Source organism: Sulfitobacter sp. OXR-159, assembly GCF_034377145.1.
Lineage (GTDB): Bacteria > Pseudomonadota > Alphaproteobacteria > Rhodobacterales > Rhodobacteraceae > Sulfitobacter.
On record NZ_CP139707.1, the window covers coordinates 2,404,137 to 2,429,281 of the forward strand.

24 protein-coding genes are annotated in these 25,145 nt (G+C 62.5%); 8 read left to right on the forward strand and 16 right to left on the reverse strand.

The genetic code is table 11. From position 1 onward, the window contains the following. Nucleotides 1-56: 56 nt before the first annotated feature. Complete coding sequence (locus T8A63_RS12360; RefSeq protein WP_322343971.1) at nt 57-644, reverse strand: riboflavin synthase; 588 nt, start codon at nt 642-644, stop codon at nt 57-59. A 130-nt stretch (nt 645-774) separates the two neighbouring features. Here T8A63_RS12360 and T8A63_RS12365 point away from each other — a divergent pair, with 130 nt between their 5' ends. The 3 genes from T8A63_RS12365 to T8A63_RS12375 all read left to right on the forward strand — a co-directional run bounded on the left by T8A63_RS12365 (nt 775) and on the right by T8A63_RS12375 (nt 5,358). After that, complete coding sequence (locus T8A63_RS12365; RefSeq protein WP_322343972.1) at nt 775-2,067, forward strand: capsular biosynthesis protein; 1,293 nt, start codon at nt 775-777, stop codon at nt 2,065-2,067. 114 nt (nt 2,068-2,181) lie between these two features. After that, nucleotides 2,182-3,315 (forward strand): polysaccharide biosynthesis/export family protein, encoded by a 1,134-nt coding sequence (locus tag T8A63_RS12370; protein WP_322343973.1) that lies wholly within the window; start codon nt 2,182-2,184, stop codon nt 3,313-3,315. 9 nt (nt 3,316-3,324) lie between these two features. After that, complete coding sequence (locus tag T8A63_RS12375; RefSeq protein WP_322343974.1) at nt 3,325-5,358, forward strand: capsular polysaccharide biosynthesis protein; 2,034 nt, start codon at nt 3,325-3,327, stop codon at nt 5,356-5,358. A gap of 3 nt (nt 5,359-5,361) precedes the next feature. Here T8A63_RS12375 and ribD read toward each other — a convergent pair whose 3' ends face one another. Next, on the reverse strand, nt 5,362-6,441 hold the full coding sequence (gene ribD, locus T8A63_RS12380; RefSeq protein ID WP_322345721.1) for a bifunctional diaminohydroxyphosphoribosylaminopyrimidine deaminase/5-amino-6-(5-phosphoribosylamino)uracil reductase RibD: 1,080 nt from the start codon (nt 6,439-6,441) through the stop codon (nt 5,362-5,364). A gap of 29 nt (nt 6,442-6,470) precedes the next feature. Further along, nucleotides 6,471-6,938, reverse strand: a complete 468-nt coding sequence (gene nrdR / locus T8A63_RS12385; protein WP_067264800.1) for a transcriptional regulator NrdR — start codon at nt 6,936-6,938, stop codon at nt 6,471-6,473. 186 nt (nt 6,939-7,124) lie between these two features. Between nrdR and T8A63_RS12390 the strand changes: the two genes are divergently transcribed. Beyond that, entirely contained in the window at nt 7,125-7,796 is a 672-nt protein-coding gene (locus tag T8A63_RS12390) for an SDR family oxidoreductase (protein WP_322343975.1), read from the forward strand. 18 nt (nt 7,797-7,814) lie between these two features. Here T8A63_RS12390 and T8A63_RS12395 read toward each other — a convergent pair whose 3' ends face one another. The 11 genes from T8A63_RS12395 to T8A63_RS12445 form a co-directional block, all read right to left on the reverse strand. Next, nucleotides 7,815-8,231, reverse strand: coding sequence for a secondary thiamine-phosphate synthase enzyme YjbQ (locus tag T8A63_RS12395; protein WP_322343976.1), 417 nt, complete (start codon nt 8,229-8,231; stop codon nt 7,815-7,817). Between the two features lies 1 nt (nt 8,232). Continuing rightward, nucleotides 8,233-8,712 (reverse strand): hypothetical protein, encoded by a 480-nt coding sequence (locus T8A63_RS12400; protein WP_322343977.1) that lies wholly within the window; start codon nt 8,710-8,712, stop codon nt 8,233-8,235. A 79-nt stretch (nt 8,713-8,791) separates the two neighbouring features. Further along, on the reverse strand, nt 8,792-9,205 hold the full coding sequence (locus tag T8A63_RS12405; protein ID WP_300056489.1) for a hypothetical protein: 414 nt from the start codon (nt 9,203-9,205) through the stop codon (nt 8,792-8,794). 101 nt (nt 9,206-9,306) lie between these two features. Next, nucleotides 9,307-11,289, reverse strand: a complete 1,983-nt coding sequence (gene rpoD / locus T8A63_RS12410; protein WP_322343978.1) for an RNA polymerase sigma factor RpoD — start codon at nt 11,287-11,289, stop codon at nt 9,307-9,309. Between the two features lie 136 nt (nt 11,290-11,425). Beyond that, entirely contained in the window at nt 11,426-13,426 is a 2,001-nt protein-coding gene (gene dnaG / locus T8A63_RS12415; RefSeq protein WP_322343979.1) for a DNA primase, read from the reverse strand. 114 nt (nt 13,427-13,540) lie between these two features. Further along, nucleotides 13,541-13,849, reverse strand: coding sequence for a hypothetical protein (locus T8A63_RS12420; protein WP_300056095.1), 309 nt, complete (start codon nt 13,847-13,849; stop codon nt 13,541-13,543). A 51-nt stretch (nt 13,850-13,900) separates the two neighbouring features. Next, nucleotides 13,901-14,437 carry a sarcosine oxidase subunit gamma gene (locus tag T8A63_RS12425; RefSeq protein ID WP_322343980.1) on the reverse strand — a complete coding sequence of 179 codons (537 nt, stop codon included), beginning with the start codon at nt 14,435-14,437 and terminating at the stop codon, nt 13,901-13,903. Beyond that, nucleotides 14,430-17,366 carry a sarcosine oxidase subunit alpha family protein gene (locus T8A63_RS12430; RefSeq protein ID WP_322343981.1) on the reverse strand — a complete coding sequence of 979 codons (2,937 nt, stop codon included), beginning with the start codon at nt 17,364-17,366 and terminating at the stop codon, nt 14,430-14,432. Before T8A63_RS12430 ends, T8A63_RS12425 begins: the two co-directional genes overlap by 8 nt. Then, a complete protein-coding gene (locus tag T8A63_RS12435) occupies nt 17,363-17,635 on the reverse strand; it encodes a sarcosine oxidase subunit delta (protein ID WP_300056101.1) in 273 nt (90 codons plus the stop codon). The genes T8A63_RS12430 and T8A63_RS12435 overlap by 4 nt, the downstream gene beginning before the upstream one ends. Nucleotides 17,636-17,647: 12 nt before the next feature. After that, nucleotides 17,648-18,901, reverse strand: coding sequence for a sarcosine oxidase subunit beta family protein (locus T8A63_RS12440; protein WP_322343982.1), 1,254 nt, complete (start codon nt 18,899-18,901; stop codon nt 17,648-17,650). Nucleotides 18,902-19,051: 150 nt separating this feature from the next. Then, nucleotides 19,052-20,482, reverse strand: a complete 1,431-nt coding sequence (locus T8A63_RS12445) for a Glu/Leu/Phe/Val dehydrogenase (protein WP_322343983.1) — start codon at nt 20,480-20,482, stop codon at nt 19,052-19,054. Between the two features lie 357 nt (nt 20,483-20,839). Here T8A63_RS12445 and T8A63_RS12450 point away from each other — a divergent pair, with 357 nt between their 5' ends. Then, nucleotides 20,840-21,433 (forward strand): Tad domain-containing protein, encoded by a 594-nt coding sequence (locus tag T8A63_RS12450; protein WP_322343984.1) that lies wholly within the window; start codon nt 20,840-20,842, stop codon nt 21,431-21,433. Here the strand turns inward: T8A63_RS12450 and T8A63_RS12455 are convergent. After that, complete coding sequence (locus tag T8A63_RS12455) at nt 21,378-22,469, reverse strand: IS630 family transposase (protein ID WP_067931132.1); 1,092 nt, start codon at nt 22,467-22,469, stop codon at nt 21,378-21,380. The genes T8A63_RS12450 and T8A63_RS12455 overlap by 56 nt on opposite strands. On the opposite strand from T8A63_RS12455, the gene T8A63_RS12460 reads away from it, so the two are divergent. From T8A63_RS12460 to T8A63_RS12470, 3 genes are read left to right on the forward strand one after another with little or no spacing between them, the layout of a single operon-like run. Continuing rightward, the gene (locus T8A63_RS12460; protein WP_322343985.1) at nt 22,453-23,442 is read left to right on the forward strand and encodes a hypothetical protein; all 990 of its coding nucleotides are present in this window, start codon (nt 22,453-22,455) and stop codon (nt 23,440-23,442) included. The two genes, T8A63_RS12455 and T8A63_RS12460, sit on opposite strands and share 17 nt — an antisense overlap. Continuing rightward, nucleotides 23,439-23,978, forward strand: coding sequence for a TadE/TadG family type IV pilus assembly protein (locus tag T8A63_RS12465; protein ID WP_067937899.1), 540 nt, complete (start codon nt 23,439-23,441; stop codon nt 23,976-23,978). The genes T8A63_RS12460 and T8A63_RS12465 overlap by 4 nt, the downstream gene beginning before the upstream one ends. Then, the gene (locus T8A63_RS12470; protein ID WP_322343986.1) at nt 23,978-24,526 is read left to right on the forward strand and encodes a TadE/TadG family type IV pilus assembly protein; all 549 of its coding nucleotides are present in this window, start codon (nt 23,978-23,980) and stop codon (nt 24,524-24,526) included. The genes T8A63_RS12465 and T8A63_RS12470 overlap by 1 nt, the downstream gene beginning before the upstream one ends. Here the strand turns inward: T8A63_RS12470 and T8A63_RS12475 are convergent. Continuing rightward, nucleotides 24,523-25,029: a hypothetical protein gene (locus T8A63_RS12475; RefSeq protein WP_322343987.1), complete on the reverse strand. Its 507-nt coding sequence runs from the start codon at nt 25,027-25,029 to the stop codon at nt 24,523-24,525. The two genes, T8A63_RS12470 and T8A63_RS12475, sit on opposite strands and share 4 nt — an antisense overlap. Nucleotides 25,030-25,145: the final 116 nt, after the last annotated feature.

A 25,145-nucleotide genomic window follows, 5' to 3' on the forward strand; every position in this document is an offset into this window, starting at 1 on the left:
CGGCTCTTAAACTGACCTGCGCCGCTTGGCCAGAGCGCGCCCCGAAGGGCGCCGCGTCACATCTCGTTCAGGCGCGCCACGTAGCGCGCCAGCGTGTCGATTTCGAGGTTGACCAGATCACCAACCTTGGCATCGCCCCAAGTGGTCACCTCTTTGGTATGCGGAATGAAATTGATGCCGAAATCACAGCTATCGACGTCATTCACCGTCAGCGAGGTGCCATTCAGCGCCACAGACCCCTTAGGCGCGATGAACCGCGCCAATTCTTTCGGCGCGCGAAGCGTCACGCGGGTGCTGTCGCCCTCGTCTTTCATCTCAATAATCTCGGCCACGCCATCGACATGGCCCGAGACGATATGCCCGCCCAACTCATCGCCCACCTTCAACGCGCGTTCAAGGTTCACGCGGCGCCCCTCGGCCCAATGCTGGCCAAGGTTCGTCTTGGCCACCGTCTCGGCGCTGATCTGCACCTCGTACCAATCATCGCCCAGCCCCACGACCGTCAGGCAGACCCCATCGCTTGCGATAGACGCCCCCATGTCGATGCTGCTGATGTCATAGCCGGTCTGAATGCGCGCGCGCAGGTCGCCTTCCTGCTCCAGCTTGGTCACGCTGCCAACGTCTGTGATAATGCCGGTGAACATGGGATAGGCTCCTTTAGTGGTTCGGCGCAGTGGTAAACCCGCGCACCGTCACAGGCAAGAGCGGGTCACGCCACATTGTCGCCCCTATTATATGGTGGTTAAAGCCAAATCACGACGATTTAGGACCAGCATGACCGTGACCGACACCCCAACCAGAACCTTCCTGTTTTTGCAGGGCCCACATGGTCCCTTCTTTAACAGCCTAGGCAAGATGCTGCGCCGTGCGGGCGCAGAGGTCTGGCGCGTGGGGTTTAACGCTGGCGACCGGGCCTTTTGGTTTCATCCCTCGACCTACATCCCCTATCGCGGCACGGTTGAGGATTGGCCGAGCGTTTTCGCCACCCTACTGGACGAAAAGCAGGTCACCGACATCGTGCTTTACGGCGATACACGCCCCATCCACGCCGAAGCAGTGGCCGAAGCCAAGCGCCGCGGCATCACCGTGCATGTTTTCGAGGAAGGCTATATGCGGCCCTATTGGGTCACCTATGAGCGCGGCGGATCAAACGGCAACTCGCGCCTGATGGAGATGACCATTCCGCAGATGCAGGCGGCGCTGGCGCGCTCGGACATGGAAGCCCCCCTGCCCCCCGGCCACTGGGGCGACATGCGGCACCACATCTTTTACGGCGCGCTTTACCATTGGTTCGTGATGTTCCGAAACGGCGACTACCGCAATTTCAAACCCCACCGCAGCCTGCCGGTGACCAAGGAATTCCGCCTCTACCTCAAGCGCCTGCTGCTGATGCCGGTGCTGGCCGCCGACCGTTTGCTGGCGACGCTAAAAATCCGGCTGGGCGGCTTTCCCTATCATCTGGCGCTGCTGCAACTTGAGCATGATTCCTCTTTCCAAAAGCATTCACCCTTCGACACGATGGCCGATTTCCTAGAGTTGGTGATCGAAGGCTTTGCCAAGGGCGCGCCGCAGCACCACCACCTCGTCATCAAGGCGCATCCGTTGGAGGATGGCCGCGTCCCCGTGCGGCGCGATGTCAAACGGCTGGCACGTGCCTTCGGCGTTTCAGACCGGGTGCATTTTGTCCGCGGCGGCAAGCTGGCACAGCTTTTGAACGACACCCGCAGCGCGGTCACGGTGAACTCTACCGCCGGGCAACAGGTGCTTTGGCGCGGCATCCCCCTCAAGGTCTTTGGCCGGGCGGTCTATTCCCAGCCAGAATTCGTGTCGGACCAGCCTTTGCCGGATTTCTTTGCCACGGCCAGCCGCCCCGACAACCGCGCCTATAAGGACTACCGCCGCTATCTCCTTGAAACTTCTCAGGTTCCGGGCGGGTTCTATGCCGCGCGGGGGCGGCGGCAATTGCTGCGCCAAGTGGTCGATATGATGCTCGCGCCCGACGATCCATATGACGCGCTGGAACAGGGCACCGCGGCCCCTCGGCAACAGTTGCGGGTCGTCACCTGAGTTAACCCATTCCGGCCTGTAGATTTTTTTGTTAGGCTGCGCTAAGTTGCAAAGTAATACGCCAAAACAATTGGCGATTTCGAGGCAGATATTTCAGGTCGAGGAGACCGGGCAGTGAAATCCGTATCTTTCCGGTGGGCGCGTCCCGTCGCAGCACTGGCGGCAGTGGCCGTCATCTCATCTTGTGGTTTGCCACAGGTCGGGCCGAACAAGCGGCAAATCTATGCAGGCTCCGTTCAACGCGAGGGCGATGCCTTTGTCGTCAGCGTGAACGACCGCGTCACCCGTGCCACCGCCGTGGCCCCCGCGCTTGGCTTTTCCGAAAGCTTTAAAAACGCAGGCCGGGTCGGCTCTGACACGATCCAACCGGGCGACATCCTTGGCATCACCGTGTATGAGAACGTGGATGACCCGCTTTTGGGCGTCGAAGGCGCGCCGGCCACCCTGCTCGAAGAAGTGCAGGTCGATGGCGCAGGCTTTATCTTTATTCCCTACGCGGGCCGCATCCGCGCTGCGGGCAACACGCCCGAGGCCATCCGCCGCATCATCACCCAAAAATTGGGCGAACAGACTCCCGATCCGCAGGTCGAAGTGCGCCGCGCGGCAGGGGATGGCTCGACCGTGTCGCTGATTGGCTCCATCGGCGCGCAGGGCGTCTATCCCATCGAGCGCCCCACCCGCACACTTGCCGCCATGTTGGCCCGTGCAGGCGGTGTGACCATCATTCCCGAAATCGCGCAGGTCACCGTGATCCGCGGCGCGCAGCGGGGCAAAATCTGGTTCCAAGATCTTTATGATCACCCCGAACTCGACATCGCGCTGCGCCCCGGCGACCGCATTCTGGTCGAGGAAGACACACGTTCTTTCACCGCCCTTGGCGCCACCGGAGGTCAGGCCCGCGTGCCCTTTGAATCGCAGAACCTCTCGCTTTTGGAAGGTATCGCGCAGGTCGGCGGGCTGAGCCCGATCTCGGCTGATCCCACCGGCGTTTTCGTCTTCCGCAATGAGCCTGAAGAAGTCGCCGAGCAGGTGCTGGGGCGCAGTGACCTGACAGGCGCGCAGCGCTTGGTCTATGTGACTGACCTGACCAAACCCAACGGCATGTTCATGGCCCGAGACTTCGTGATCCGTGACGGTGACACGATCTATGTCACCGAGGCGCCCTTCACCCAGTGGAGCAAGGTGATCTCGGCCATCACAGGCACGGCAGGGTCGGCCGGCAGCATCTCATCGCTCACCAGCGGCTGATCCACGCCGGTGGCCTTTGAAGCTGACCCATACCAATACCCCGCCGCCGGTCCCGAAAGGAGCCGGCGGCTTTTCGTATATAACGGCGGGTTTCTGACGCAGCGGCGGGTGCGGCGCATTTTGCAGCTGTCGGGCCATTCCCTGCGCATCGGCCTACCCGGTCCCGATGATGCCGTGGCGGTCTGGGGCAACTCCCCCACCGCGCACCGTGGGCTGGCCGTGGCGGCAAAACGCGGCGTGCCGGTGATCCGTGTGGAGGACGCTTGGCTGCGCTCTCTCCACCCGGGCCGCGCCGGAGAACCGCCCTTGGGCCTGCTGATCGACAGCCGGGGCGCGCATTTCGACCCCGCCCAACCTTCTGACCTTGAAGAACTTCTTGCCCATCATCCGCTGGACAACACCGCCCTACTGGACCGCGCGCGGGGCGGCATGGCGCAGATGGCCGAGGCGCATCTGACCAAATACGCGGGCTTTGACCTCGGCACCCCTGCGCCTGAACCGGGCTATGTGCTGGTGATCGACCAGACCCGCGGCGACGCTTCGGTTACCGCCTCGGGGGCGGATCGCGCACGGTTTCTGGAAATGCTCGTCTTCGCGCAAGAGGAACACCCCGGCGCGCGGGTGATCATCAAAAGCCACCCCGAGACGGTGCGGGGCTATCGCGCGGGGCATTTCGGCCCCGAGGATACCAACGACCGGATCACCCTGCGGACCGATCCCATCAGCCCTTTGGCGTTGTTCGAAGGCGCTGTCGGCGTCTATACCGTCTCCTCGCAAATGGGGTTCGAGGCGATCTTTGCCGGGCACAGGCCGCGCGTCTTTGGCCAGCCTTTCTACGCGGGCTGGGGGCTGACGGAGGATGAATTCCCCGTCCAACGCCGCCAGCGCCGCCAGCGCCGCCTTAGCCGCGCGCAGCTCTTTGCGGCGGCGATGATCCTCTATCCCACGTGGTACGACCCCTACCGCGACCGGCTCGGCAGTTTCGAGACGGCTCTCGCCGCGCTCACAGCGCAGGCCCGCGCGTGGCGGGAGGATCACCCCGGTTGGGACGCTTGGGGCATGCGCCTGTGGAAGCGTCGCCCATTGCAGCAGTTCTTTGGCGCGTCAACGCCGCTTCGCTTCCGCAAAGGCCCGGCAGAAGCCCCCAAGCCGCCCCGCCGCGCCATGGTCTGGGCCAGCAAGGCAGAGACCGCGCCCCAAGGTGCGTTGCGGGTTGAAGACGGGTTTCTGCGCTCACGCGGGCTGGGGGCCGAACTGGTCCCGCCCCTTTCGCTGGTCTGCGATGATCTGGGCATCTACTACGACCCCCAAGGGCCAAGCCGTCTGGAGAAATGGATCGAAAAACGCGCCGAGCTGCGCCCCGATCAACTGGCCCGCGCCCGCGCGCTGATCGACAGGCTCACCGGCGCGGGGCTGAGCAAATACAACCTTGGCGGCGCCGCGCCCGATCTGCCAACGGGACGCCGCATCCTTGTGCCCGGTCAGGTGGAAGATGACGCTTCGATCCTCACGGGCACAGACACCGTGCGCAGCAACGCGGCCCTGCTGGCCGCCGCCCGTGCCGCCAACCCGGATGCCGTGATCCTCTACAAACCCCACCCCGATGTCGAAGCGGGCCTGCGCAAAGGTACGACCGATGCAGGCGACGCCGATCTTATCCTCCACCACGCCGACCCGATGGCCCTGCTGGGCCGAGTCGACGCGGTTTGGACCATGACCTCGCTCTTGGGGTTCGAAGCCCTCCTGCGCCGCGTGCCGGTCGTGACCTTGGGCGCGCCTTTCTACGCAGGCTGGGGGCTGACCGAAGACCGGGGCGATGTGCCGCCCCGCCGCCGGGCGCAACCGACGTTGGAAGGGCTGGTCCATGCCACCCTCATTGATTACCCGCGCTACCGCGATCCGCTAAGCGGCCTGCCCTGCCCCGTCGAAGTGGTGGTCGAACGGCTGGCCTCCGGCAGCCTGCCCCGCGCCGGACTGGGCAACCGGCTGCTGTCGAAACTTCAAGGGGTCTTTGCCAGCCAGAGCCACCTCTGGCGGCGGTAGCGTTTAGTCGGCCGCGTTCCGACGCCAAACGTGCAGCAGGTCCGGTCCGATCTGCTGGCTCGACTGTAGGGCAAAGCGCGGCGCCTCGGCCAGTCGCGAAAGACCGAGCGCTCCGATCCCCGGCAGACCTTCGGCCCCGATCACCAACCCGGCGGTGAAGCCCACCAGCCGGTCGACCAAATCCGCCTCGATGAGCGAGGCGGCCAAGGCGCTGCCGCCCTCGCAGAAGATACGGGTGAGCCCATGGCCCGCCAGTTGCCGCAACACATCAGTGGGGTTCAATTGCGCCCCCCGCGCGGCGCAGGGCAGCATCGTGGCCCCCAGATCGGACCACGCTTTGACCAAGGCCGGATCGGCATCCGTGCCATGGCAGAGGATCAACGGCACCTCTGCCGCCGTCCGCGCCAATTGTCCCATCAGCGGCAGGTCGAGCCTGCGTGAGACGACAACGCGCGCCGGTTGCTGGGCGACGCCAAGACCGCGCACCGTGAGGCTGGGGTCATCCTTGCGCGCGGTGCCTGCCCCGACCATCACCGCGTCGTGCCGCGCGCGCATGGCATGGGTCAACCGCCGCGCCGGGGCGTCGGTGATCCATTGGCTCTCACCCGTGCCAGTAGCGATGCGCCCGTCAAAGGAATTGGCCAGCTTCAGCGTCAGCATCGGACGGCCCAGATCGGTACGGCAAAAGAAACCCGCGTTATCCGCGCGGGCCGCGTCTTCGTGCAGCCCGACTGAGACCTCGATCCCGGCATCCCGCAACATCGCGATGCCGCGCCCGTTGACCCGCGCATCGTCATCTTGGGTCGCGATCACCACGCGGGCCACGCCTGCGTCGATCAGCGCCTGCGCGCAAGGCGCTGTCTTACCGTGGTGGGAACAGGGCTCAAGCGTGACATAGACCGTCGCCCCGCGCGCCGCAGCGCCCGCCTGCGCCAGCGCCTGCGGCTCTGCATGGGGGCGCCCGCCGGGCTGGGTCCAACCGCGCCCAACGATCCGAGCGCCTTGCACGATGACACAGCCGACCGCCGGGTTGGGCCAGACATTGCCCTGCCCGCGCCGCCCCAAGGACAGCGCAAGCGCCATGAACCGCGCGTCGCTCACCCGATCGCCGGTCACTCTTCCGGCAGAGCGTCGGGCCGCAGTTCTTGAACGAATTTATCGAAATCATCCGCGGCTTGGAAGTTCTTGTAAACTGAGGCGAAACGCACATAGGCAACTGTGTCGATCCGAGCCAGCGCTTCCATCACGATCTCGCCGATGTGTTTGGAACTAATGTCGGTCTCGCCCATGCTTTCCAATCGGCGCACGATGCCGGAAATCATCTGATCGATACGTTCCGGATCAATGGGGCGTTTTTGCATGGAGATGCGGATCGAGCGTTCCAGCTTGTCGCGGTCAAAGTCTTCGCGTTTGCCAGAGGTTTTGATCACCACAAGATCGCGCAGTTGCACCCGTTCATAAGTGGTAAAGCGTCCCCCGCAAGCCGGACAGAACCGTCTGCGCCGGATCGAGACGTGATCCTCGGCCGGGCGGCTGTCTTTCACTTGGGTGTCGATATTTCCGCAAAACGGGCAGCGCATGGGCCGTCCCCCTCTTCATCCTGCCTCACTTGTGGGGCGCGCGGCCCTCTTGTCAAAACTTATAGGGGAGCCGCGAGGTTTTGGGTAGAGAAGATTTCCACAGCTAGATGTTGCGTTCAAAAATGTGTCATGGACCCAACGCCATGCCCCCGCGTTGGTCAGCCAAGGACATAAACGGAGCATGCTATGACCAAGACACTTTTCCTCACCGGTGCCTCCAGCGGGATCGGCGCGGCCACCGCGCGAGCCGCAGCCATGGCGGGCTGGAACATCGGCCTGTTCGCCCGCAGCGAAGAGAAACTGAACGCCCTCGCCGATGAGATCGGAGATCAGGCGCTGGTGCTCGTGGGCGACGCCACCGATTACGACACGCAGAAACAGGCGCTCGACAAGCTCGCCGATCACTTTGGCGGGGTCGATGCGGCATTCGCCAATGCCGGACGTGGCACCAGCCCGGCGGGCACCGAAAAGGGCGATCCGCAGGATTGGAAGGCGATGGTGGACCTCAATATCATGGGCGCGCTCTATACCGCTCATGCCGCCATGCCGCATCTGCGCAAAACGACCGGGCAATATGTCGTTACCGGCTCTGCCGCAGGTCGGCGCCATATCCAAGGCTCAATTTATAGCGCCACCAAATGGTTCATCCACGGTTTCGCGGGCAATCTGGCGGATGAGATGGCCGAATGGGGTGGCCGCTGCATGGTGGTGTCCCCCGGCATGGTCGATACGGCCTTTTTCGATGAGGCCAAACCCGACAAGCTGCAACCCGAGGACGTGGCAAATGCCGTCATGCATGCCCTCGAAGCACCTGCGCGGGCGGCGGTGCGTGAAATCCATCTGATGCCGACGGGCTGAGCCCTGTCCGGTCCGGCGTCAGTCGGGCCGGAAATGCGCCGCGATTTGGCGGTGATGAGGGGTATTGCGATGCTCGAACAGATAGATGCCCTGCCATGTCCCCAGCATCATCCGCCCCCGCCCCACGGGGATGCTGAGGCTGACGGGCAGAACCGAGGCTTTGATATGCGCAGGCATGTCATCCGCCCCTTCCAACAGATGCGTCAGATAGCCCATTTGCGGCGCATCCGCAGGCGGCACCAGCCGCGCGAAATAGGCCAAGAGGTCGCGCTGCACGTCTGGATCGGCGTTCTCTTGGATCAACAGCGAGGCAGAGGTGTGCCGCACAAGGAGCGTCAGCAGCCCATCCCCCTGCCCGGCAAGCCATCGGGCCACATCATCGGTGAATTCGTAGAGCGCCTGCCCGCGCGTTTCGACGGTAAATATAGTCTGCATCTTAGCAGGCTCCCCAATTTCGCGCGTCGGCATCCCAGCATTGGCCCGCAGCCTGTTTCGCATCGCTGAGCGCAAAGAGCCCCAGTTCCGCCGTACCGCTGTCGCAGGTAAGTGCTGCGATCTCGCGGCCCTGCTCGGTCACTGTCACACCGCCATTGCTGGTTTGATCAATCTTGTCGTATGCGCCGTAGACCTCATAGGAAAACGCGCCGTTGCGAAAGGTCGTGCTCTCCCAAATGGCGCGACCAATCCCCGGCCAAGGCTGATGCGCGACCTCCTTGATCGGAGCGCTCAACCTCAGGTCAGGCGCGGCGTAAGGGCCAAAGCGGTAGGTCACGCGATCCCCGGTGATACAGACATCCAACTGCTTGGTGCCCCTGCCGGTCGTACAGCTCAAAACCGTGGTGCTGACTGCGTCGCAAAGGGCAGCGGCTTGGCTGACGCCGAGGGTCAGAAACAGGCTGGCAAGAACGAGACGCATGAGATTGATCCACCGCAACATCCCACGCAGGATAGGCCCGAGGTGCCGCGCAGACAACGGTCTGGGTCAGATTTTGGCTCTAGAAATCTTCCAACTCAATCAGGTGGTCCGAACAGAACTGACGCGCATGGTGGCTGGGCAGGTTCTCTCCCGCGCGACGCAGAGTGACGGAATAGGACTGCCGGATATCGCCGTTCACCCGCTCGGGATCGGTGGTGAAAACAACGCCGGTTCGGCCCACACCGCTGAGCGACGGCCCACGGGGCGTTTTGATGAAAAGCCGCTCACTGCGCGGCAGGCCCAAAACATCCTGCGCAAATTCTGCCGCTGCGCACCAGACGTGACGCGCGCCTGCACCGTGGTCTTCGATCACCTCAAAATCACGCGCGGTGAGGGGCACGACGACCAACCAATTCTCGGCCCGATAAGCCTGCGCGGCGGCTTGCAGCGGCAGCACCAAGCACAGAAGGGTAAGGAGAGTTTTGCGCATCATGGGATCCTCCTTGGGATATCCCACTGATGTAAGCGGCGCGCGCGGCAGGTCAAAGGCCCACCCCGCAAAAGGAAGCGCGGCCACCGGGGCCGCGCATCGTTTTATTGATCAAGGAAGCTGCGCAGCTTGCGCGAGCGGCTCGGGTGTTTGAGCTTGCGCAGTGCCTTGGCTTCGATCTGGCGAATACGTTCGCGGGTGACCGAGAACTGCTGACCGACTTCTTCGAGCGTGTGGTCGGTGTTCATGCCGATCCCGAAACGCATCCGAAGGACACGTTCCTCACGCGGGGTGAGCGATGACAGCACGCGGGTGGTGGTTTCCTTGAGGTTTTCCTGAATGGCGCTGTCGAGCGGCAGCACGGCATTCTTGTCCTCAATGAAATCGCCCAGTTGGCTGTCTTCCTCATCGCCGATGGGCGTCTCAAGGCTGATCGGCTCCTTGGCAATCTTCATCACCTTGCGGACCTTCTCAAGCGGCATTTGCAGCTTTTCGGCCAGTTCCTCTGGCGTTGGCTCGCGGCCAATCTCGTGCAGCATCTGGCGACCGGTCCGAACCAGCTTGTTGATCGTCTCGATCATATGCACTGGAATACGGATGGTGCGCGCCTGATCCGCGATCGAACGGGTGATCGCCTGACGGATCCACCACGTCGCATAGGTGGAGAACTTGTAGCCGCGGCGGTACTCGAACTTATCCACGGCCTTCATCAGGCCGATGTTACCTTCCTGAATAAGATCAAGGAATTGCAAGCCGCGGTTCGTGTACTTCTTGGCGATGGAGATGACGAGGCGCAGGTTCGCTTCGACCATTTCCTTCTTGGCCTGACGGGCTTCTTTTTCGCCTTTCTGGACCTGCTGCACGATGCGGCGGAATTCAGAGATATCAAGACCGACATACTGACCGACCTGCGCCATGTCAGCGCGCAATTCTTCGACCTTGTCGCTAGAGCGTTCGATAAACATCTGCCAACCGCGACCGGACTTCTCGGCCATCCGCTCCATCCAGTTGGGATCAAGCTCGTAGCCACGGTAGTTGTCGACGAACTCCTTGCGGTTGATGCGCGCTTGGTCGGCAAGCTTTACCATCGCGCTGTCGATCTGCATGATGCGACGGTTGATGCCGTAAAGCTGGTCGATCAGGGCTTCGATACGGTTGTTGTGCAGGTGCAGTTCGTTCACCAACAGCACGATCTCGGACCGCAGCTTTTGGTACATTGCCTCCTGATCTTTGGTGAAAGACCCGTCTTCGTTCAGCGTGGCCGAGATGCGGCTGTCCTGCATCGCGCTGAGCTTTTCGTAGTCATCCGCAATGATGTCGAGCGCTTCGAGGACCTGAGGTTTCAGCGCCGCTTCCATGGCCGCAAGGCTCATGTTGGCCTGTTCGTCCTCATCGTCGTCGTCGTCGGAAGAGATCGGGTTGCCGTCGGCGTCGTACTCGGGTTTCGAGTCTTCGCTTTTGGTTTCGGTCCCAGCGGTGGGGGCGACGACGGGTGTGGTCTCTTCCTCATCGCCCATCTGGGTGCCAAAGGTCGCCTCAAGATCGATCACGTCGCGCAGCAGAATGTCTTCGGACAGAAGTTCGTCGCGCCAGATGGTAATCGCCTGAAACGTCAGCGGGCTTTCGCAGAGCCCGGCGATCATCGTGTTGCGGCCGGCCTCGATCCGCTTGGCGATGGCGATCTCGCCCTCACGGCTAAGCAACTCAACGCTGCCCATCTCGCGCAGGTACATGCGGACCGGGTCATCGGTGCGGTCGAGTTTTTCAGAGGTGCCAGAGGACAGCGCCACATCACGGTTGGACTCGGTGGTCGTGACTTCGGTCGAGCCTTTGTTCTCTTCCTCTTCGGCCTCTTCGTCTTCGATGATGTTGATGCCCATTTCCGACAGCATCGACATCACGTCTTCGATCTGTTCTGAGCTTACCTGATCGGGCGGCAGCACCGTGTTGAGCTGATCATAGGTGATATAGCCCTTCTCGCGGGCCTCGCCGATCATCTTCTTCACGGCGGCTTGGCTCATGTCGAGCGAGTGGCCAGCCTCTGAATCGTTGCTCTTTGCGTCGTCATTCGTATCTTTGGCAGCCATCTCATGCTCCTTCAGCGCGTCAGCGCGAATCATCCGCAGACGATTCGGTTTTCCGAATCATGCGGGGTTATTGGTGATTCTTAAACCCGTTGCCCAGCATTTTCAAAAAGTCCTGCAAATGGGCCACGCTGATGCCTCATCCGCGACCCTTCGACTTCTCATATTTAATCGTTCCCAAGAGCGCATCCAGTGCGCTGCGTTCATCGCGGTCCATGGTCATGCCGTTGTCGCCCACGTCGAATTCCCCGTTGCTTTCTTCCTGCGCGCTGCGGCGGGCAAGGTCGGCGGCGCGGGCCGCTTCGCTCAGGCGCCAGGTTACCCCCTCGTCTGCCGGGCCGCTGAGGTCTTCGACGGCTTCGGCAATCTCTTCGTTCAGCCCACGGGCGGCATCCAGCTTGGCCAGTTCCTCGGCCACAGTCAGGCGGGTCATGTCCACGTTGCCGGGATTGCGAATGCAGGGCGTGATGGCAACGTGGCGTTGCCCCTTCATGTTTTCAAGTGTCTCCCAGCCGATGGCATAGGAAATCTCATCGCGCAGCGTCTCTTGACCTGCATGGCCAAAGCGCAGCAGCAGATCGCGCAGCCGGGCGTGGTCGGGATCGTCGCAGCGCATCGCCTCCAACCCGGTCTCGAAAGTCTCAACCAATTGCGGGCAGTCGACGAGGGCCACGAGGATCACCGCCTCGCGCAGATGCATGCCCACCTGTTCATCGCTCATCGCCACGAGGGCCGAGGCTTTCGTACTCGCCAAAGGTGCCAGCGGCGCGCCCCATGGAGCACCCTTGCCCCCTTTGCCCCCGCCCTTGCCCGAGCCCCTGCCGCCCACGGGACGAAAATCAGGGCGCTGTTTTTGCGGGCGGAACAGGTCCCACCGGAGGTCTTTGATCTCTTGCCCATAGTGACTGCGGATCGACGGATCGCGGATAAGTTTAATCTTTTCGCGCAGACTTTTATCCAGCGCCGCTTTTCGTTCGGGGCTGTCAAAGACCTTGCCCTCGGTCTCGCGCTGCCACAGCAGACGCACCATGGGCAGGGCGCTGTCCAAGAGCTTTTGCAAGGCCCCGGCCCCTTGGGCCCGCAGCAGATCGTCGGGGTCTTGCCCCTCGGGCATCACCGCGAAACGCAAGCTCTGCCCGGCCTCCAACAGCGGGAGGGCCAGATCGATCAATCGAAGCGCAGCACGCTGGCCCGCCGCGTCGCCATCCAGTGTAATAATCGGCTCGGGCGCGATCCGCCACAGCATCTGCAACTGATTCTCGGTAATCGCGGTGCCAAGCGGGGCCACGGCCCCTTCAAACCCCGCCCCATGCAGGGCGATCACATCCATATAACCTTCGGCCACGATCAACGCCTGCCCCCGCCCTGCGGCGGCGCGGGCGTCTTTCACATTGTAAAGGCTGCGGCCCTTGTCGAAGAGTTCTGTCTCAGGAGAGTTGAGGTATTTCGCCTTATCCTCGGGGTCCATCGCGCGACCGCCAAAAGCGATCGCCCGCCCCCGCGCATCGCGGATCGGGAACATAATGCGCCCGCGAAAAGTGTCATAGGGTTTTCCCCCCTTGGACGAGGGTTTCGCCAGCCCCGCCCCAAGGATCAACTCATCCGCGACGCCCTTAGATTTGAGCGCATCCCATAGACCCTGCCAACTGTTCGGCGCAAAGCCAATCTCCCAATGGGCCTGCGCCTGTTCCGACAACCCGCGCTTGGCCAAATAGTCCCGCGCCGCCCCCGCAGCCCCGGTGCGCAATTGCAGGCGGAACCACTGCACCGCCTGCTCCATCACCTCGGCCAGTTGCGTGCGTTTGTCAGCCTTAGCCTGCGCGCGCGGGTCTTGCTTGGGCACCGGCATGCCGACTTCGCGGGCGATAATCTCTACCGCCTCCATGAAGCTCACATTCTCGGTCTCGCGCACGAAAGAGATCGCGTCCCCTTTCGCGTGACAACCAAAGCAGTAGTAGAAGCCTTTGCGGTCATCGACGTGAAAGCTGGCGGATTTTTCCTGATGGAAAGGGCACGGCGCCCACATGTCGCCTTTGCCCTGATTGGACTTTCGGTTGTCCCATATGACCTTACGCCCCACCACCTGAGACAGGCTGGCGCGGTCACGCAGTTCTTCCAAAAATCCAGGGGGCAGGCTCATGACTTCATATACCGGGCGGGGCGGATCAGAGTCCAGAGGAGGCAGGTCAGCCACGGGCGGCAAAGCGCCCTTCCACGCCGGGCAGCGCCCCTGCCCGGCATTGTGTTTGTTAGCTTACTGCGCGAGGCACATTTCTTTCCATGCAGCGGAAAGATCGTTCTTTTTCACATCGCGCATCTTCATCTCATAAACCCAAGGGGTCACCAACGGGATCGCAGTGTTAAAGCTCTCGGGCCATGTCGCCTTGGCCTTCACGGCGGCGGGCACTTCGCGTTCCTTCACCCGGTCAAGCCGCGCCTGCTGCACCGCGGCGACCACGGCGGCCTGATGCATACAGCTGTCTTCTTTTTTCGAGGCCGCCAGCGCCGGGCCCGAGACCGCCATGCTCATCGCGGCCAAAGCGGCCAAAATCGTTTTGTTCATGTCTATGCTCCGTTGTTTGCCAAACGGGGATTCGGGCCCCCGCCGGACAACCTAGCGCCGCGATGCCACCGCTTCCATAGCGCGGCGCAACTCCCGCACCAAAGTGGCGGCCATCGACCGATAGACCATCAGCAGGAAGCCGGTCTCAGTGCGGGTGATCGAGGCAGGCATGTCGCGCAACTGGCTGCGCAGGGTCTGACCGGGTTTGAACGCCGCGTCGCGCAGATCCACCGGGGCCAATCGCGCCAGCACATCCTCGGCCCCCGGTCCCTGCAATTCCGCCACCGCCCATCCGTCTGAGACATCGACGAGGGCCGCATGTTTCGTCAGCGCCTCGCCCGGCGCAACACCGACGAGCAGCACTTCATCCCGACCAAACCACAGGCAGCGGGCATCGCCTTTGGCGGTGCTGCGTAGCGGGTCGGGCAAGGCGAGGCCATGGGTCGCCTCAAGCGCCTCTGACAGGCCCGCACGATCGAAAGCGCCCAGGACGGTCAACTGACCCATGTCACAGGCCGCCACCGTCATGCCGCCAATCTTTAACGGGAGCAGGTCGCCAAAGGGCGTTTGTGCTTTCAACTCAACCACGGGCGCGCCCTCCTTCGGGGTCGACAAAGACTGGGGCGCAGATCTCCACCTCCGCCTCAATCTCGCGCAGATGATCGACCATGCGCATCACCTCTCCGTGCCGCTGACGGCCACGCGTGACAAAGCCCAGCCCGATAAAGGTGCCGATATCCGGCGAAAAGCCGACCGAGGTCGTATGCCCCTGCGCATTCTCGCGGCGCGCCTCGGCCCCGGCCTCAAACAAAAACGCCCCCGCCGTCAACTGCTTCACCGCGCCCACGGGCCGCAGCCCCACCAACTGCCCCCGCTCCGGATCGCGCAGGCCGGGGCGTTCGGACATGGTCTTGCCGATGCAATCCTTGGCGTCCGACACCATCCGCTCCATGCCGATGTCGCCCACCGTGGCGCGCCCATCGATCTCCGCGTGTGTGATATGGCCCTTTTCCAGCCGCAACACGTTGAGCGCCTCCATCCCATAGGCCCCGCCCTCCAGCGCCTCTGCCCGGGCGACCAGCAGATCAAACAGCGCCGCGCCATAGCGCGCGGGCACCGCGATTTCATAGGCAGGTTCGCCAGAGAAAGAGATGCGGAACAGCCGCGCCTCCACCCCGCCGAGCCGTACGCCACCACAGGCCATGAAGGGGAAACTGTCATTGTCGATCGGCTGCTCCAGCAGCCCGTTCAGCAAGTCGCGCGCCTTCGGCCCCGCCACGGCAAACTGCGCCCAATGTTCGGTAACCGAGGTCAGATGCACCTGCCACTCAGGGTGCAGACATTGGGTGACGAATTCCAGATGCCGCATCACTTCGCCTGCTGCACCCGTGGTGGTGGTCATCAGGAAATGCGACTCGCCCAACCGCGCGCAGGTGCCATCGTCCATGACGAAACCATCCTCGCGCAGCATCAGACCATAGCGCACTTTGCCGACCTTCAAGGTGCTGAACTTATTCGTATAAACCAGATCGAGAAACTTGGCCGCGTCCGGTCCTTGAATGTCAATCTTGCCCAGGGTCGAGACATCGCAGACCCCAACCGTGTTGCGCACAAAACCGACCTCCCGGTCACAGGACTGCCGCCAGTTGCGTTCCTGCCCGCGTGGGAAATAGCTGGGGCGATACCACAGCCCCGCCTCCACCATCGGGGCGTTCATGGCAAGGCTGGCCGCATGGCTGGTGGTCAGCCGCTCGGGCGCAAAGCCCTTGCCCTGCCCGCCCGCGCCCATCGCTGCAATCGCAACCGGGGTATAGGGCGGGCGGAAGGTGGTCGTGCCCGTCTCGGCAATGCCGCGCCCGGTGGCATCTGCCAACACCGCCAGCGCCGCCACGTTGGAGTTCTTGCCCTGATCGGGGGCCATGCCTTGGGTCGTGTAGCGCTTCATATGCTCGACCGAGCGGAAGTTCTCTGCCGCCGCCTGCTGCACGTCTTTCACACAGACATCGTTCTGAAAATCCAGCCACGCCCGGCCCTTGCCCGGCACCGCCCAAAGCGGGGCAAGGTGGAAGGGCGCGTCATCGGCCTGCGGCAGGTCCATGGGCTCTGGCTTGCGGCCCAAAGCCTCTAGCGCGTCCCCTGCCGCCGCCACCCCCGCCGCAAGGCAGCCGTGGGTCGAGAAGGTGCCGTTGCAGGCCCCCGCCACATGCATCCCCGGCACCGCGCCGGGGCTCGGTACGAAAGAGTGGATCGCTGGATCCCAAATGGGTCGCCCACCCAGATGGCAGGTCAGATGCACCGAAGGATTCCAGCCGCCCGACATGGCCAGACAGTCAGCCTGTATCTTATGCTCTCCGCCCGCTGTGCGGATGGTCACGGCCTCCAATTCCTTGCGGCCCGAAGCGTTGCAGACTACGGCACTGCGCAGCACCGGGAAATCCGCGCCTTCAATGCTGACCCCCTCGCGGCTGTCAATCAACGCGGCGACATGCACCCCTGCCGCTGCCAGATCGCGGGCCGTGCGGTGGGCGTCGTCGTTGTTGCCGAAAACCGCGACCTGCTTGCCCGGCGCGACGCCCCAGCGGTTCAGATAGGCCCGCACGGCGCCAGCCGTCATGATCCCGGGGCGGTCGTTATTGGCGAATGCCACCGGGCGCTCCAACGCGCCTGCCGCAAGGATCGATTGCTTGGCCGCGATGCGCCAGAAACATTCCAGCGGCGCACCCTCGCCGCGCCGCGCGCGGTGTTGGTTGACCCGTTCGAGCGCGCCGAACATGCCGCCGTCATAGGCCCCGGTGACCGTCGTGCGGGGCATCAGCCGCACATTGTCCATCGCCGCGAGTTCCGCCACCACGCCCGCCGCCCATGTGTGACCTGGTTGGCCGCCGATGCTTTCGTTCTCGGCATTCAGCCGCCCGCCCATCAGCGCGTCTTCGTCGGCGAGGATCACATCGGCCCCAGCCCGCGCCGCGCTCAGCGCCGCCATCAGACCCGCCGGTCCTGCACCGATCACCAAGAGATCGCAAAAGGCATAGGCTTTCTCATAGGCGTCGGCGTTGGGCTGACCGCTCAGCCGCCCGAGCCCCGCGGCACGGCGGATCACCGGCTCATAAACGTGCTTCCAGAATTTGCGCGGCCACATGAAGGTCTTGTAGTAGAACCCCGCCCCGAGGAACGGCGACGCCAAATCGTTCACCGCCATGAGATCAAAATCGAGGCTCGGCCAAGCGTTCTGGCTGCGCACCGCCAGCCCCTCGTAAATCTCTTGCATCGTGGCGCGAACGTTAGGCTCTGACGCGGGACCGACACCTGTGGTCACCAGCGCGTTCGGCTCTTCGCTGTCCGCGCTGAGCACCCCGCGCGGGCGGTGATATTTGAACGACCGCCCCATCAGCCGCTGCCCGTTCGCCAGCATGGCCGAGGCGACCGTATCGCCCGCAAAGCCATCATAGCGCCGCCCGTCGAAGGTAAAGCTGACCGGCGTGTCTCGGTCGATCAATCCGCGCCCTGCGATCCTCATGCCATCGCCCTTTTCACGTCCGATGCCAGTTCCACGGCCTGCACCACATGGGTCACCGTATCACGGGTGACGACGAGCCACGCGCCGCAACCACCCTCATGCTGCCACAGGTCGCGCGTCTGCCCTGCCGGGTTGTCGCGCAGGTGGAGGTAGCCGTCCCAGATATCATCCCCGGCCTCGGGTGCTGGCCGCGCCAAGGCGATGGCGTCGCCGCGATAATAAAACTCTCGCCGGTCCCGGCTGCCGCAGATGGGGCATTCAATCCGCATGGTCGCCCTCCCTCAATGCAAGTTGTGCTGAGACCCGGTGGCCTCTTCATCCATCAGACCTTCGCCCGAGCGGAAACGGTCGAGCCTAAGGCCCGCCGCCGTCTCATGGTGTTGCCCGGTGGCCATCAGATGCGCCAGCGCAAAGCCCGAGGCCGGCACCGCTTTGAAGCCGCCGTAACACCAGCCGCAATCGATGAACAAACCTTGCGTATCAGTCTTGTCGATGATCGGGCTGCCATCGGGGGTCATGTCCATGATCCCACCCCAAGAGCGCAGCACGCGGGCCTTGCCGATCATCGGCATCAGGGTCATGCCCGCCTCCATGACATGTTCCATCATTGGCAGATTGCCGCGCTGCGCGTAGGAGGCGTAGAAATCCAGATCGCCGCCAAAGACCAACCCGCCCTTGTCCGACTGGCTGATATAAAAATGCCCCATGCCGAAGCTCACCACATGGTCGATCACCGGCTTCAGCCCCTCGGTAACGAAGGCTTGCAATACATGGCTCTCAATCGGCAGGCGCATCCCGGCCATCGCGGCGACTTGGCCCGAGCGCCCCGCTGTCACAATCGCCACCTTCTTGGCCCGGATCGGCCCGCGCGTGGTCTCTACGCCGCGCACCTTGCCATTCTCGATGTCGATGCCGGTGACCTCGCATTGCTGGATCAGATCGACGCCGCGCCGGTCCGCGCCGCGCGCATAGCCCCATGCCACCGCATCATGCCGCGCGGTGCCGCCGCGCCGGTGCAGCAGCCCGCCGTGGATGGGAAAACGGCCATTGTCGTAATCCAGATAGGGCAGCAGTTTGCGCAGGCCGTCGCGGTCGAGCAATTCCGCATCGTCGCCCTGATTGATCATCGCATTGCCCCGCCGGGCCGAAGCATCGCGCTGCGCGTCGGAGTGAAACAGGGTGATCACCCCGCGCTGGCTGAACATGACGTTGTAGTTCAATTCCTCCGCCAGCCCTTCCCAGAGCTTCAGCGAATGGCTGTAGAACTCGGAATTGCCCGGCAGAAAGTAATTGCCGCGCACGATCGTCGTGTTGCGCCCCACGTTGCCCCCGCCGAGGTAGCCTTTCTCAAGCACCGCGATATTGGTCATCCCGTGGTTCTTGGCGAGGTAATAGGCCGTGCTCAGCCCATGGCCGCCGCCGCCGATGATGATGGCGTCATATTCCGCCTGCGGCTCTGGATCGCGCCATTGCGCTGTCCAACCGCGATTGCCGGTCAAACCTTCGCGCAACACCCGCAGTCCTGAAAATCGCATCATTCGCCTCCCCCGGTCTTGCCGCAGTCAAGCAACTTGGGGCGCAAGTATCAATGACCGAAAGCGCCCTGTGCCCCCATCGTGGGCCCGGTCAGCAAAAAGGGGCGCACTGCGCCCCTTTTTCGTTCACTTAAGGGGAAATACGCCCCCTCAAAGCCCCTTGGCGTGATAGCTCGCCGCGACCTTTTCGATCGAGACGAGATAGGCCGCCGTGCGCAGATCGTCGACATCGTCGCGGCTGTGCCAGACATTGGCCATCGCTTCATAGGCCGTGCGCATCGTGTCATCGAGACCGGAGCGGACCAGCTCCAACTCCCCCGCACCGCGCAGGTACTTCTCTTTGAAGTTCGGGCTCAGCGTCCAACCCAGTTCCTTATCCGCGCTCAGCCGCTCAAGCTCGTCCACCACCAGTTGGTGACGCGATTCCTCGGCGCGGCGCTGCATACGGCCAAAGCGGATGTGGCTAAGGTTCTTGACCCACTCGAAGTACGAGACCGTCACACCGCCCGCGTTGGCATACATATCCGGCACGATAACCGTGCCCTTTTTGCGCAGCACCTCATCCGCCCCGGCGGTCACAGGGCCGTTGGCGGCCTCGATGATCAGCGGCGCTTGGATACGCTCGGCATTGCTGAGGTTGATGACACCTTCAAGCGCGGCAGGGATCAAGATATCGCATTCTGCTTCCAAAAACTTGGCGCCATCTTCCTCAAACTTCGCATCAGCGTAGCCTTTGATGCTGCCGTGCTTTTCGATCCACTTGTGCACGGCTTCGACGTTCAGCCCGTCTTCGCTGTGCAGCGCGCCATCGCGTTCGATGATCGCGGTGATCTTTGCGCCATCCTCTTCGCTCAGGAACTTGGCGGCGTGATAGCCCACATTGCCGAGACCCTGAATGATGACCCGCTTGCCCTCAAGCTTACCGCTCAGACCGGCTTTCTTCAGCCCCTCGGGATCACGGAAGAAGGCTTGCAAGGCATATTGCACGCCCCGGCCCGTCGCCTCGGTCCGGCCTTGGATGCCACCCGCGTTGATCGGCTTGCCGGTGACACAGGCGACACCGTTGATGTCGGTGGTGTTCATGCGTTTGTACTGATCCGCGATCCACGCCATCTCACGCTCGCCAGTGCCCATGTCGGGGGCGGGCACGTTCTGCGCGGGGTTAATCATGTCGCGTTTGATCAGCTCATAGGCAAAACGCCGGGTGATCAACTCTAGCTCATGCTCGTCGTAGTCGCGCGGATCAATGCAAAGCCCGCCCTTGGACCCGCCAAAGGGCGCTTCGACCAAGGCGCATTTATAGGTCATCAGCGCCGCCAGCGCTTCGACCTCGTTCTGGTTCACGGCCATGGAGTAGCGGATGCCGCCCTTTACGGGCTCCATATGTTCCGAATGCACCGAGCGGTAGCCGGTGAAAGTATGCATACGGCCCCGCAGGCGGACGCCGAAACGCACCGTGTAGGTGGCGTTACAAACGCGGATTTTCTCTTCAAGACCGGGTGGCAAATCCATCAGCGCGACCGCGCGGTTGAACATCAGGTCCACACTGTCGCGGAAACTCGGCTCATTGGCTGGATTCATCGGTCTCTCCTCTTCTTGTCTGGCCGCGTTACCTCTGTTGCGGGGCGCGACTCATCTGGCTGCCCTAGGGGCATGCTGCCGCACCGTAGGACGCCTCATGACGGGGTGCGACCTAATTCAGCGCGATTTGCAAAACTTTATCAACCGTGGGTAGGGCCGGGAAACACGCCCTCCCCGTTCGGTGGAAATCAGCCAGTGCTAGGTGGGCCATTTCCATGAAAACCTGCCCGGAACGCTGTCTATTGCCCCAGATGCGCCAAACTCTGGACACTTTCCCGCAGCACAACAAGGGCAAGGCAAATGCCGCCCATTCCCTTTGGTGCCCGCAGGACGCCACAGGAAGAAAGGTTGATGACGATGCGCAAGACATCTCACAGTTCGGAACGTTCCCCGCGGCCCCTGCCCGCGCTGCTTCGGCGTTTTGCGCGGGAAGAAGACGGGTTGGTCACGCTTTTCGCCATTCTGATGATCCTTTTGATGATCCTTTTGGGCGGTGTCGGGGTGGACCTGATGCGCCATGAACGTGAACGCTCTCGGGTGCAGGCCGTGGCCGACCGCGCCGTACTGGCGGCAGCTGACCTTGATCAGACGCTCAGCCCCGAAGCTGTGGCCCGCGACTATTTCGACAAGGCAGGGCTGGCCGAATATGTCTCAAGCGTCACGGTCGAAGAAGGGCTAAACTACCGCCGCGTCACGGTCGATGCCTCCCATACCCTGAACACCATGTTCATGAGCAAATTCGGCCAAGACAGCCTGCGGGTGCCCGCCAAATCTCAGGCCGAGGAGAAGGTCAGCAAGGTCGAGATTTCCATGGTGCTCGATATCTCCGGCTCGATGCGGGAGAACGGCAAGATGGCCAACCTGCACGATGCTAGTGCTCTGAGTCTGACACTTCCTACCTGTTTCCGCGAGTTTCATCGAGCTTGTCCAGCGCGCGACGTTCCCGGGTGAGGATATCCTCTGCGGTTTTGGTCCATTTGAAGGGCCTTGGCTTCTCGTTGTGGTGGGCCAGATAGTCGTAGATCGCGGCCTCAAGATCATCGACGCTGGAATAGCTGCCGCGCCGGATGCGCCTTGATGTGATCTCGGCAAAGAAGCGCTCCACCAGGTTCAGCCATGACGCGCTGGTGGGCGTGAAGTGCAGCTTGAAGCGCGGATGCTTTTCGAGCCAGGCCTTTACCTCAGGCGTCTTGTGGGTGGCGTAGTTGTCGAGCACCAGATGCACATCGCGCCGCGTGGGCACAGCCTTGTCGATCTGTCGGAGGAATTTCAGGAACTCCTGCGCACGATGGCGTGGCATGCAATCGCCAATGACGGTGCCTGATTTCACATCCAGCGCAGCAAACAGCGTGGTCGTGCCATGGCGTTTGTAATCGTGCGTTACGGTCGCGGCACGGCCCTTCTTGAGCGGCAGTCCGGGCTGGGTGCGATCCAGCGCCTGGATCTGGGATTTCTCATCGACGCAGAGCACCACGGCACGGTCTGGCGGGTCGAGGTAGAGCCCGACGATATCGGTGACCTTCTCCTCGAACTTTGGGTCGTTCGAGACCTTGAACCCCTTCGTGAGATGCGGCTTCAAGCCAGCTTCTGCCCAGATGCGGCCGACGCTCGACGGCGAGATGCCCATGGCTTCGGCCATTAGCGCGCGGCTCCAGTGCGTTGCATTGGGCGGGGTTTCCTGCACCGTCTTGGCGATCACCTTCAGCCTTGTTTCCACGGGCAAAGGCGGCACCCGCGAGGGTCGCGTCTTGTCACGCTTGAGACCGGCCACGCCCTCATCGAGATACCGCTGCTGCCAGCGCCAGACCGTGGGTTTCGACGTGCCCGCGCGTCGCATAATCTCGAACGTGCCATGACCGTCCGCTGTGGCCAGGACGATCTCGGCCCGCCAGACAAGCTTGCGCGCAGTGTTGCGGTTGCTGATCAGGGCTTGAAGCTCAGTACGGTCGGCGGGGCCAAGGTAAAGGCAGATGTCATGGCGTCTCATGCCTCAAATATGGCACATCACGTTGCCGATGGGAATCTCCTGTCAGGTGGAGAACACTAGCGATGCCTTCATCGACACGGTGATCAAACCCGAGAACGCCGATCTGATCTCAATCTCGGTGGTGCCCTATACCGCGCAGGTGAACGTCGGGCAGGACATCATGAATGAGCTGAACGTCACCCAACTGCACTCCTTTTCGCACTGCGTCGACTTTGACGACAGCGAATTTGATCTCACCGCCATCAGCCAGACCCGCAGCTATGAGCATATGCAGCACTTCGAGGCGGGATATAGCTGGAACGGCTATGACAGCGAGAACACCGGGCGCTATGACAACATCTACAACCCCGGCTGCCCGAAACAAAGCTATGAAGAGGTGGCCGCCTTTTCGCAGAACGCCGCCGCGCTGAAGGCCCGTATCTCAAATTTCCAGCCCCGCGCGAACACCGCCATCCATCTGGGGATGAAATGGGGCGTGGCCCTGCTTGACCCGTCCTTCCGGGCGATCAATCAGGCCATCGGCGGCGAGGCTGCATTTCAAGATCGCCCGGCGGCCTATGATGATATCGAGACGCTTAAGACAGTGATCCTGATGACCGACGGCGTGAACGTGACCACCCGCCGGATCAACCCGCAGGTCTATGCCAACATAGACCACTACCGCCACTGGAGCGATTACCCCTTTTATTGGTGGCTCAACCGCAATGTCCGCTCAAGCGAGCAATACCGCTGGTATTACACCAAATACACCGCCTCGCGGGCCGACGCCCTGCTGGACAACATATGCGACGCGGCAAAGGCCAAGGGCATCGTGATCTGGTCGATCGGCTTTGAGGTGACCGACCATGGCGCGTCGGTCATGAAAAACTGCGCCTCTTCCGACAGCCATTTCTTCCGCGTCGAAGGGGTCGAGATCGTCAGCGCCTTTGAGGCCATCGCCCGCCAAATCAACCAGTTGAGGCTGACGCAATGATACAACGCAGCATCAAAGCATGGCGTCGGTTTCGCGGCGATGAGGACGGATCGGCGATGCTGATAGAATTCGCCATCCTGTCGCCGCTGCTGTTTGGCTGTCTGCTTATGTCGGTCGAAATGAGCTTTTACGCCATCCGCCACATGCTCCTTGATCGGGGCTTGGACATGACGGTGCGCTATGTCCGGCTAAACACCAACACGCCGATGACGCATCAGACCATCAAGGACAAAATCTGTGAATCCGCGATCTACTTGGAAGACTGCAGCGAAGTCCTGCGTCTTGAGATGATCCAAGTGGATCCGCGCAATTTTGCGACTTTCGATCAGTCACCCGATTGCGTCGACACCTCCGAAGACCCCAAACCGGTGCGCGGCTGGACCCTCGGGGTGGAGCATCAGTTGATGCTGCTGCGCGCCTGTGCCCGGTTCAAACCCTTCTTTCCGACCACCGGCCTTGGCTATGCCCTTCAGAAAGACGGCGCGGGCCGTGTTTCCATGGTCTCCAGCGCGGCCTTCGTACAGGAGCCGAACTGATGCGTGCGCTCATCTCTCTGCTGGCCCGGTTCAAAAGGCGCGAAGACGGCTCGATCGCCGTTGAAACGGTGATCATGCTGCCGTTGATGTTCTGGGCCTATCTGGCCATGTATTCGACCTTTGACACCTTCCGCATGTACAACCTCAACCAGACGGCGGCCTATACCGTGGGCGATGCCATCTCGCGGGAGACGCAGGCGATTGACCCAGACTACCTGCAAGGAATGCAGCAACTTTTCGAATATCTCACCCGTGGCGCAGGGCAAACCGACATGCGGGTCAGCTCAATTTGGTATGATGAGGCCAACAACCGCTACCATACGGATTGGTCGCAGGTGCGCGGCACCCCCACCCCTCTGACCAGCGATGACGTGCGCGATTGGCATGACAAGCTGCCGGTGATGCCCAACAACGAACGTGTCACCTTGGTCGAGACATGGCGCGATTTCGAGCCACTGTTCAAAACCGGGCTCGAGCGCCGCGATATCTATAACTTCGTCTTCACCCGTCCGCGCTATGCGCCGCGCACGGTCTGGTCAGACGGTTAAGCCGCGTCACGCTCGGCCAGTTTGGCGCGGATGATCTCGGCGATCAGCTTGGTCTCGTTGGCCGGGGTCATGCCACCAACACCAATACGGCGGCCAAGGCTCCACCACAGGCCCAAGCGCCAGCCCCGCGCCACGCGGCGGTTGGTCTTGAGCAGGAAACCGTTTGAGGGTTTGACCGCGAAAGCCCCCTGATCAATGCGGGCGATTTCGTCGATGCGGACGATCACCCGGCCATCGGCATCGCGCAGCGCCTTATTGGTGAGTTCCACGCCGCTGGCGGTTGAGCGGCGCATCAATTCGGCAATGCCGATGAAGCCCAGCCCCACCAGCGCCAGCGCGATCTGCCACCCCGGATCGGGCGAACGGGTGAGCGCGGAATAGATCAGCAACAGCCCCAGCCCCGCCAGCGACAAAAGCCCCACCCCGCGCCGCGCGGGAGAGGCTTTGGCCCTGGCCAGCACGGTTTCCGCGCCGCTGTGCATCGTCTGGGGGGTATCGGTCATCGGCCGGGCTTTCTGAGGGGCAATGGGGCCGCACGCCTGCCGCCGCCTGCCGATTTCATTCGCCCTCGGCCTAGCCCGCCGCCCCGCAAAGGGCAAGACCGCGCGCCCGGGGGCGC